The organism is Anabaena sp. UHCC 0451 (assembly GCF_034931405.1).
Classification (GTDB): Bacteria; Cyanobacteriota; Cyanobacteriia; order Cyanobacteriales; family Nostocaceae; genus RDYJ01.
Map to the genome: position 1 here is coordinate 46,791 of NZ_JAYGHA010000038.1, position 9,549 is coordinate 56,339.

8 protein-coding genes and 1 tRNA gene are annotated in these 9,549 nt (G+C 40.9%); 6 read left to right on the top strand and 3 right to left on the bottom strand.

The annotated features are described in order from the left end of the window. Positions 1-158: 158 nt before the first annotated feature. The 6 genes from psbZ (at position 159) to topA (ending at position 5,874) form a co-directional block, all read left to right on the top strand. The gene (gene psbZ, locus VB694_RS22065; protein ID WP_190561012.1) at positions 159-347 is read left to right on the top strand and encodes a photosystem II reaction center protein PsbZ; all 189 of its coding nucleotides are present in this window, start codon (positions 159-161) and stop codon (positions 345-347) included. Between the two features lie 182 nt (positions 348-529). Continuing rightward, complete coding sequence (gene ribH / locus VB694_RS22070) at positions 530-1,087, top strand: 6,7-dimethyl-8-ribityllumazine synthase (RefSeq protein ID WP_323362482.1); 558 nt, start codon at positions 530-532, stop codon at positions 1,085-1,087. A 436-nt stretch (positions 1,088-1,523) separates the two neighbouring features. After that, a tRNA-Gly gene (locus VB694_RS22075) sits at positions 1,524-1,595 on the top strand. 314 nt (positions 1,596-1,909) lie between these two features. Next, the gene (locus VB694_RS22080) at positions 1,910-2,317 is read left to right on the top strand and encodes a hypothetical protein (RefSeq protein ID WP_323362483.1); all 408 of its coding nucleotides are present in this window, start codon (positions 1,910-1,912) and stop codon (positions 2,315-2,317) included. Positions 2,318-2,321: 4 nt separating this feature from the next. Further along, entirely contained in the window at positions 2,322-3,587 is a 1,266-nt protein-coding gene (locus VB694_RS22085) for a glutamate-5-semialdehyde dehydrogenase (protein ID WP_323362484.1), read from the top strand. A 115-nt stretch (positions 3,588-3,702) separates the two neighbouring features. Then, complete coding sequence (gene topA / locus VB694_RS22090) at positions 3,703-5,874, top strand: type I DNA topoisomerase (RefSeq protein ID WP_323362485.1); 2,172 nt, start codon at positions 3,703-3,705, stop codon at positions 5,872-5,874. Positions 5,875-6,013: 139 nt separating this feature from the next. On the opposite strand, the gene VB694_RS22095 is transcribed toward topA, so the two are convergent. The 3 genes from VB694_RS22095 to VB694_RS22105 all read right to left on the bottom strand — a co-directional run bounded on the left by VB694_RS22095 (position 6,014) and on the right by VB694_RS22105 (position 8,969). Then, entirely contained in the window at positions 6,014-7,174 is a 1,161-nt protein-coding gene (locus VB694_RS22095; protein ID WP_323362486.1) for a beta-ketoacyl-ACP synthase, read from the bottom strand. A gap of 176 nt (positions 7,175-7,350) precedes the next feature. Further along, positions 7,351-8,136, bottom strand: a complete 786-nt coding sequence (locus VB694_RS22100) for a peptidylprolyl isomerase (RefSeq protein WP_323362487.1) — start codon at positions 8,134-8,136, stop codon at positions 7,351-7,353. A 263-nt stretch (positions 8,137-8,399) separates the two neighbouring features. Beyond that, positions 8,400-8,969: a photosystem I assembly protein Ycf4 gene (locus tag VB694_RS22105; RefSeq protein WP_323362488.1), complete on the bottom strand. Its 570-nt coding sequence runs from the start codon at positions 8,967-8,969 to the stop codon at positions 8,400-8,402. Between the last annotated feature and the right edge of the window lie 580 nt (positions 8,970-9,549).

Below are 9,549 nucleotides of genomic sequence, written 5' to 3' on the forward strand. Positions count from 1 at the left end.
TGATAATTGAGCAACTGTTACAAACCAGACGTAAAATATTAATTGTTCAGAAGATCAAGTGAGTTCACAGGGTTCACTGAGCAACCCAGTCAGTCTGTCCATCATATCGCGACAGTCTTGGGAAAAGTTACGATTTCGCCGTGTTGGGAAAAGTAAAAATGACCATAGTATTCCAATTTGCTTTAGTATCTCTAGTTCTGATGTCCTTCGTCCTAGTTGTTGGTGTTCCTGTTGCTTATGCAACCCCTCAAAACTGGGTTGAATCTAAAAAGCTGCTTTGGGTTGGTTCTGGCGTTTGGATTGCCTTAGTGCTTTTAGTTGGTTTATTAAACTTTTTTGTGGTGTAGAGTACGGCTGCAAACAGGAGTTGACACATAACATAAAACCCAGAGAAGCAGGAAAGCTAAGTTTGTAGGATAGAGGAGCAAAATCTCTGTGTTATTGTTTCCGTCCTGACTCTTGCTTTCCTGCTCTTCTATATTGAATCCAGAAAAGAGTATTAAGAAGTTATAGTTAATAAGAGGCAGTAATGGCAGTTTTTGAGGGAACTTTTACCCAAACAGAGCCTTTGAGGTTTGCATTGGTGATTGGTAGATTCAATGATCTCGTTACCATGAAGCTTTTAGCAGGATGTCAAGATTGCCTAAAACGTCACGGTATAAATCCTGATCCTGAAGGCAATCAAGTAGATTATGTATGGGTTCCAGGCAGTTTTGAAGTTCCTACTGTCGCTCGGCAGTTAGCACTCTCTCAACGTTATGATGCCATAATTTGCTTGGGTGCGGTGATTAAAGGACAAACACCCCATTTTGATTATGTATCTGCTGAAGTAGCTAAAGGTATTGCGGCTGCCAGCTTTCAAACTGGTGTACCTGTGATTTTTGGGATTTTGACAACAGATACCATGCAGCAAGCATTGGAACGAGCCGGCATTAAAAGTAATCACGGCTGGGATTATGCTATGAACGCCATAGAAATGGCCAGCTTGATGCGTCAGTTACGCTCTAACCTTGCAGAACCTTATGCTCGTAATGCCCAGTCTTTACCCGCGTCAGTCCAAAATCCCATAAAATCAGAAGTGGTTTAGAGTCAGGGAATAGGGAACAGGGAATAGGGAATAGGGAATAGGGAATAGGGAATAGGGAACAGGGAATAGGGAACAGGGAATAGAAAACAGGGAATAGGTGACAGGTGACAGGTGACAGGTGACAGGTGACAGGTGACAGGTGACAGGTGACAGGTGACAGGTGACAGGTGACAGGTGACAGGTGACAGGTGACAGTGAAGAGGAAAGGGAGCAGAGGAGAACAAATTTCTTCCCAATCCCCAATCCCCAATCCCCAATCCCCAATCCCAATCCCCAGTCCCCAATCCCCAATCCCCAATCCCCAGTCCCCAATCCCCAATCCCCAATCCCCAGTCCCCAATCCCCAATCCCCAATCCCCAATCCCTTCAAAAAAAAATCAATTTAGGGGTTGACAAATCAAAATAAATCTGACAAACTTGTATTTAGTCTGAAGTTGCGGGTATAGCTCAGTGGTAGAGCGCAACCTTGCCAAGGTTGATGTCGCGCGTTCGAATCGCGTTACCCGCTTTTAAAATGAAATCAATAATTTTTAGATCAGGGCTGGATTTGAATCCGACTATTGTACAAATTTTTAGCCGGAACTTCTACTGGCATCTGTTGTATGTTCATCTGCGTATTTTGTCGAATTAAAAATAGCGGCTACAATGCTGGCAGAAATATACTAGAACTAATGCTAAATGTGGGTATGTTGACACGATGAAAGCTGACGGCGGAAATTGCTGAACTAAGCTGAATTGTCGAAACAGATGATCCAAAAAGTAATTTTTGGTATTCTCGCCCAAAACCGTTAAAAAAACTCGCTCAAGTTATTTAAACTGCTTGTGCCATCTAAAAAAACCGAAAAAATAGACTTAAATACTGACTATGACTGTCCTTGTCGTCGTCAAGGGCGGTTAATCCCGATTACGCTAACAGAAGCATTTGGCTGCGATCGCTGTCAGCAAATCTTTGTTGTTCAAGATAATGGTTATGTACTAGAGCAGCTTTCCACGACTTATCCTTATAAACGTGCTTGGCGCTGGACAGGTAATAGTTGGAATGTGATTCAACCGCGATTGGGAGAAAGTTATCTACCAATAGCCTTGGGCATTATTTTCGTGTTAGTGATTATATGGCTACCATTAGCATTAAGATTGGCAAATGGTTCGAGTATTATTGCTTGGGCAATAGTGGCGGTGCTATTAGCTATTCTGCCAGCAATGATGGTCTGGCTTACTTACAGACGTTAACTCAATGACTGTTGAAGTTTTTGATGATTGTCCCGAACCCACGAACAGCGCCAAACGCGCTTATCAAGCCTCCCTCAAATTAGGGACTACTAAAGGGGCAGACCGAAGTCGCGCTGTGCTGTCAATGGCACGGGCGCTTAAATCCTCATTTGACGACATTCTGGAAGCCAATACATTGGATCTGGAAGCCAGTCGAGAAATGGCAGTACCAGAATTAATTTTAGATTGGCTAAAGCTAACTCCCTCCAGATTAGAGAATACAGTCGATATTCTCGAACGCTTGGGGGAATTATCCGATCCGCTGCGACGGGTGAGAAATGCTGATTATCAACAGGAAGACTCCCAAAGTTATACCCAGTTGATGCCCTTGGGGGCGATTGGATTTATTTATGAGGCTTTCCCAGAACTAGGGGCGATCGCAGCTGGTTTTTGTCTGAAAACTGGTAATAGTATCATTCTTAAAGGTAGTACAGAAGCCAGCCATTCTAATCATGCGATCGCCGAAGTTCTGCAAACAGCCATTATGGAAGTTGGTTTACCAGCCGGTTGTATAGAATTAATTACAACCGAACATGGTACTTCTTTACGGGATTTAGTTACTCAAGACCAGTATTTAAGTTTAGTCATTCCCTATGGACGTTCTAGCTTAATTCAGCAGGTAGTTAGACAAGCAACTTGTCCAGTGTTAAAGTCAGCGATGGGTAATTGTTACCTTTACTGGTCACTCAATGGTAGTTTAGAGATGATCCGCTGGATGATTTTAGATAGCCATGAAAGCGAACCAGATCCAGTTAATGCCATTGAAAAAGTTTTAATTCATCGCCAAGCTTTACCATCTTCTTTATCTGTACTGTGGAATTCTTTAAAAGAAAAAGGCTTTGAACTTAAAGCAGATGCGGAACTAGTAGAAGCTTTTCCTCAGTTGCAATTAGCGAAAGATGGAGAATGGGGAACACCGTATTTAACCAAAACAATAGCGTTTAAATTAGTAGATAGTTTGGAAAGTGCGATCGTTTGGATTAATCAATATAGCAGCAGTCATGCTGATTCTATAGTTACAGACTCTTACCAAGAAAGTCGCCAATTTGCATTAGGAGTAAATAGCGCCTCTACTTATATAAATGCTTCCCCCCGTTTTTATCGTAATCCTTCACGGGGAGATTCTGTATTTTTGGGAATGTCTAATCAAAAAGGACATCGCAGAGGGTTTATTAGTTTGGAAACCTTGACGACTGTGAAGCATATCATCCAGGGGAATGGACGATTTTAAAATAGGTGACAGGGAACAGGGAACAAGGAACAGGCAAAAGTTGATGAATTTTACCCTGTAAAAATCTTCTCATTTACTTTAAAATTCCTAATAAAGCATCTAAAAAGCAAGTTCCATGCCCAAACGTCTCCTAGTCGTCGAATCACCCGGAAAAGTCAAAAAACTGAGTCAAATTCTCGGTGCAGATTGGATTGTTCGCGCTAGTTGTGGACATATCCGCGAACTCAGTAATGAGGGTGATGATTCACTAGGATTTACAATGGATGGTAACACTGTTCGCTGCAATTATGTTCCTCGTGACCAACGCGCAAAAGAAACGATTCAACAATTAAAAGCGGCGGTTAGACAAGTTGATGAGGTTGTTTTGGCTACAGACCCGGACAGAGAAGGAGAAACCATTGCTTGGCATCTTAAAGAAACGTTGGGATTAAGAGAACCCAAGCGAGTAGTTTATACTGAGATTACAGCATCTGCGGTCAAAAATGCGATCGCTCATCCCAGAAAACTCGATACCAATTTAATCGGTGCAGGATTATGTCGTGATTGTCTTGATAAGCTGGTAGGTTACAAAGGTAGCCCCCTAGTTTGGGCATTAAATAACGGGGCAAAAAGCGTAGGTAGAGTTCAAAGTGCTACATTACACCTCATTTGTCAGCGGGAAAGAGAAATCCTGGCTTTTGTTCCCCAAGATTACTGGAGTGTGTGGGTTGACTACGCTGAAGGATTTCGGGCTTTTTACAAAGGTACAGCCAATACTCCCACAGAAACAGCAGAAGCAGAAACGGAAACTCACGATGATGCAGCTAGTAACAACCCAGAGAAGCCTGAATCTAAGCGTGTTCTCTCGGAAGCAGAAGCAACAAGATTAGTTGAAGAAGCAAAGCGTCATCCTCATCAAATTATTCACGTAGAAGGGAAACTCGTTTATCGTCAACCCCCCCCACCATTTACCACTTCTACCCTCCAACAAGCAGCCGGTTCAAAGCTGAAATTTTCTCCCGATAAAACCATGCAGGTAGCCCAAAAGCTATATGAGGCAGGGTTAATTACATATATGCGAACAGATTCAGTGATGTTGAGTCCTGAATTTTGTGCTAGTGTGCGTAAGTGGTTAGAAGAACATGATCCCCAGAATGTCCCCCAACAAGTGGCAAAGCATCGCAGTAGTAAAACAGCACAGGAAGCACATGAAGCTATTCGTCCTACAGATGTCTTTCGTCCTTCAGTGCAATTACGGGCAGAATTACCTGAAGATGAGTTTAACCTGTATGTGATGATTTGGAAAAGAGCCGTTGCTTCTCAATGTCATCCTGCTCAACTTCGTAAAACTCTAGTAATTACAAAATCAGGTAATATTTTATGGCAAGCTAGAGGGCAAGTAATTGAATTTTACGGTTATGCAAAATATTGGCTGAATCTTAGCAAAGATGCAGTTTTACCTGCTTTGCAACAGGGACAAATACTAACTTTAGAAAAAGCCGGACATGACCAAAAACAAACCCAACCACCACCTCGATATAGTGAACCGAAACTGGTACAATTGATGGAAAGAAAAGGTATTGGTCGTCCTAGTACCTACGCGCCTACAGTTGCTACTTTAAAGAAACGCAATTATGTGGAATTGAAAAAAGACAATCTTCAACCTACAGTTTTGGGTTTAGAAGTTGATGAGTTTTTACAAAAGGCGTTACCAGATTTATTAGAAGCGGAATTTACTGCTAAAATGGAAGATGCCCTAGATGCAATTTCTGAAGGAAAAAATTCTTGGCAACATTATTTAACTACTTGGAATCAAAATTATTTTGTACCAGCACTTTCTAAAGCTAAAACTGTGGTTGTTAATTCATCAACTATAGCTAAAACTAATAATTTTGTTGAGCGAAAATATGAAACTTCTAAAACCCGTTGTCCTGAGTGTAAGAACTTTCTAGCTAAAATTCCCAGTAGTAAAGTTAAAAAGAAATACTTTCTTAAATGTGTGAGTGGCTGTGAAAACATTGTTTTGTTTTGGAGTGATTTTGACAAAAAGTGGGAAGCACCAAAAACTAAAACATCTTCAGATGAAAATGCTCCCAAACCTTCAGCTAAAATCACTGCATATCCCTGTCCAGTATGTAAGAAACCTTTGGAGGAATACAGCTATATTAAAGATGGACAAAATAAAACTATGTTGCGGTGTTCTGGTCAGGAATCATGGAAAGATAAGAAACATAAAGATGTGGCTTATTTTCATACGGATAAGGGGTGGTGGAGTCCTAAATTGGGAAATTTAACCAACATTAAATAATCATAGACACAGTTTATTTAGTTGAGTTTTCATTACCTGTGTTAGATGAAATGCTTAATAACTTCAGCTATATTATTATTAAATATATCTTTATAATGATTTTCACGGAGTGTTAATATTTTTGCGGCTGCAATGTCAGTTAAAAATTACGACCCAATGATATCACTGCATTTTGTCCACCAAAACCAAAACTCAAACAGAGTGACCGTTGTATTTCCTGTTTTCTTGCTGCTGTGACAAAATTTAAATCAAATTCCGGCTGTTGCAATCCCACACAAGGAGGTAATATTTTATGCTTTAAACCCAACAGTGAAAATGCTACACCTAAAGCTCCTGATGCTCCTAGTGTATGTCCTGTAGCGCCTTTGGTAGAACTAACTGCTACTTGTGGGGGAAATAAATACTGTATAATTTTGCTTTCTATGCGGTCATTAAGGAGAGTGGCTGTACCATGAGCATGAATGTAGTCTATATCTGCGGGTGTTAAACCACTACGTTCTAAACACTGCTTGATAGCTGCGATCGCACTTTTTCCTTCTGGTTCTGACTTATTACCATGAAACGCATCTGCTGTCAAGCCAAAACCCATAATTTCTCCGTAAATATTTTCTGGCTTTGCTTGACGTTGCTTTGCTAACTCCGCAGATTCAAGAATAAACACTGCTCCACCTTCACCTAATACTAAACCTTCTCGGTTTAAATCAAAAGGATAAGCGCCTGTTTTTGCTAAAGCTCCCATGCGTTGAAATCCACAGATAGTAAGAGGAGTAATTGGTGCTTCGATTGCACCAGCGATCGCGCGTTGACATTGCCCAGTTTGAATTAACATAGCAGCTTGGGAAATTGCCCAAATTCCCGTAGCACAAGCAGCCATTGGTGCTAAAACCGTTCCTGATGCCCCAATTTGCCTGGCTACAGCGATCGCATTCATCTGTGGTAAGGTATACAACCAATTATCTAAATTCAATAATTCTGGATTGGTACTTTTACCATACATCTGTCGTGCCAACTTTTCCCAAGATCCTTGATAGCCACGACTAGAACCAATTACCACCGCACAATCAGGCAAAGGCGCTACTAATTCAGCATCTTCTAAAGCATGATTAACAATGATCTGAGTCAGGTTACTTAAATCGGAAGGGTGTTGACCGATTAAAGCTAGAGGAATGATTCCCAATTCTGGGAATGGTTGATGTAATTTAATTCCTGTTTTCAAAGCCAGTAGATTTTGCCAGCTATCTTCTAAGCTGTTACCTAAAGCTGAAACTAAACCAATACCAGTAATGACAACCCTAACCAATTTTAGATTTTAGATTTTAGATAAGAATTCAGGGGTAGGGGCGTAGGGGCGAAGCATTCGGACAATAAACTGGGGAAAAACCGATAAATTATCGCCCGAATGCTTCGCCCGTAAAGGAGAGAGGATAAATATTACCTGTTAAGAGTTCCCTGTTAAGAGTTCCCTCTGATAACTAACTACTGAGGAGTTTTCAGGTTTTCAGCACCTTGAGTAACTTTAGCAGAATCAATGCGATCGCCTTGCTGAATTTTGTTAACTACATCAAAACCATCAGTGACATAACCAAAAACAGCGTAGTCACCATCAAGAAATCCCAGATCCGCCAGAGCAAAATAAAACTGAGAAGAAGCAGAATTAGGCATTTGGGATCTTGCCATTGCTACAGCACCTAGTTTGTGAGTCAAAACAGGTTTTTTAGTAATTGTTTGATCGTAAACTGGCTGTTCTGCACCTTCTGGCTTAATTTCTAATGGTATACGGCGTTCAGTCTTCATTTTTGGGTCTATATATCCACCAGTTCCCAATTGTTCTGAGGGAGTTTTGGGATTTTTACTTTGAGGATCACCACCTTGAACCACAAACGGCTGAGGATCACGCACAACTCGATGGAATGCTAAACCGTCGTAAACACCTTTTTGCACCAAATCAACAAAGTTACCAGCAGTAACGGGAGCATTATCACCATCGACTTCGATGGTAATCGGTGCGCCTTTAACTGTCATCACCACAGTAGCTTTACCTTTGAGCAGTGGTAAATTTTTGCTTCCCGGAATACTCTCACTACTCTTTTCTGGTACGCTCTTGGCTTCAGCAGTTGAATTGGAGCTTGCTTCCGTTGCCTTTGAGGCATCCGTCGCAGTTGGAGATGTATTAGAAGCGTTTGTATCTGTTGAACATCCTCCTAACATCAAACTACCAATCATCAACAAAAGCACTAAAAATTGCGAAAAATTTAACCGCATTACAAGTTACCAAAAAAATGGGTTTAAAGCCTTGCCCTTCTAGGGCGACTTTTTGATACAATAGTGCAAAAAGGCAGGGCATTGTCTTTTGGGCGAGACAGTGTAAGACGGGTATACCCGCAACTGTTGTTTGAAAGAAAGAATCTCCGCCCTTCTAGGGCGGGGAGTATGTCAATGATTCAACCAGAGTATCTTAGCAATTTTGGATTTTAGATTTTAGATTTCGGATTTACCACCAATCCAAAATCCAAAATCCAAAATTCTTAGAGTCCTTCTAAGGGTACACCCAAAAAGCGGGCTAACTGAGCGCCTTGAGTTTCTAATTCAGCCAAAGATAAAGGTTGACCTACCCGTGTTAGGGGAATATCTCGTCTTCCTTTAACCTTTAGATAAAGTGCGCGTTGAGGATTAAGACCTTCCTTAATTGAGATACGTACAGATTGAACGTCTTGAATGCGATTTTCAATCTCAATTTGGCGGTTTTTGCCAGGAAAACCCCAACGAAAGATTTTGAATTTACCAGTTTCCTGGTTGAATTCGTTGTAACCGCCACCTACATCCCATAAAATAACTAGCCACAAGTATAAGGCTAACAGTATGCCAGCCATGCCATATAATCCCATCACCAATCCTTGGGGTACAAATACCAACTGAGTTGGATCGGTGACAATGAGCAAATTGACCTTCAGATAACTGGAGATGCCAGCCAACAAAAAGCCCGATGCTCCCAAAGTAACAATAGTTGCCCACCAGTAGTTACTCAACCGACGAGAACCGAGAACGTTTTGATGCAGGAGGCTATCGCCTTTATTAATCGTTGTTGATGCCGTCATTTGAACTACCTTAGACCGTTAGATATTCTCTGTGAACTGGGGACTGGGTAATGAAACAGGTATGGATCTAGATTTTAACTTTACCCAAACCATGAAAATATATTTTCTCAGGCCGTTGATAATCTTATCAAAAATCATTCACAGTCATGAGGTCATGGAGAGAATAGTATATTAATTAATGCCTCCTGTCTCCTACCTCTTGAAATCCTAATTACAATTTATAAGATTTATGAGAAAAGGTGTGTCATTTTGTTAAAATTCTGATATTCATAATATTTAACATCCTCAATACTCGATTAATTTGCGTATCTCCAGCGCAAACCCTGACGAATGTGATAAGTTAAGAATCATTAAGTTACTGCAACCTAGATGATTAGGCAGTAGTAAGCGTAATGACATAATTATGAGAAATGTGCAGCTAATCAAGCGATCATATCTCAGTATCTAGGCTGCTTGTAGTTAGCCAAGAGTGTCAAAAAAAACGTTGAATTCCTCATGGCAGTAGCTGAGGGAATAAACCTCCAAAAGCATCCTGCCTTAAAAACGTCGCAATTTTAGTAAAAAAGAGGATTTTTTTTCA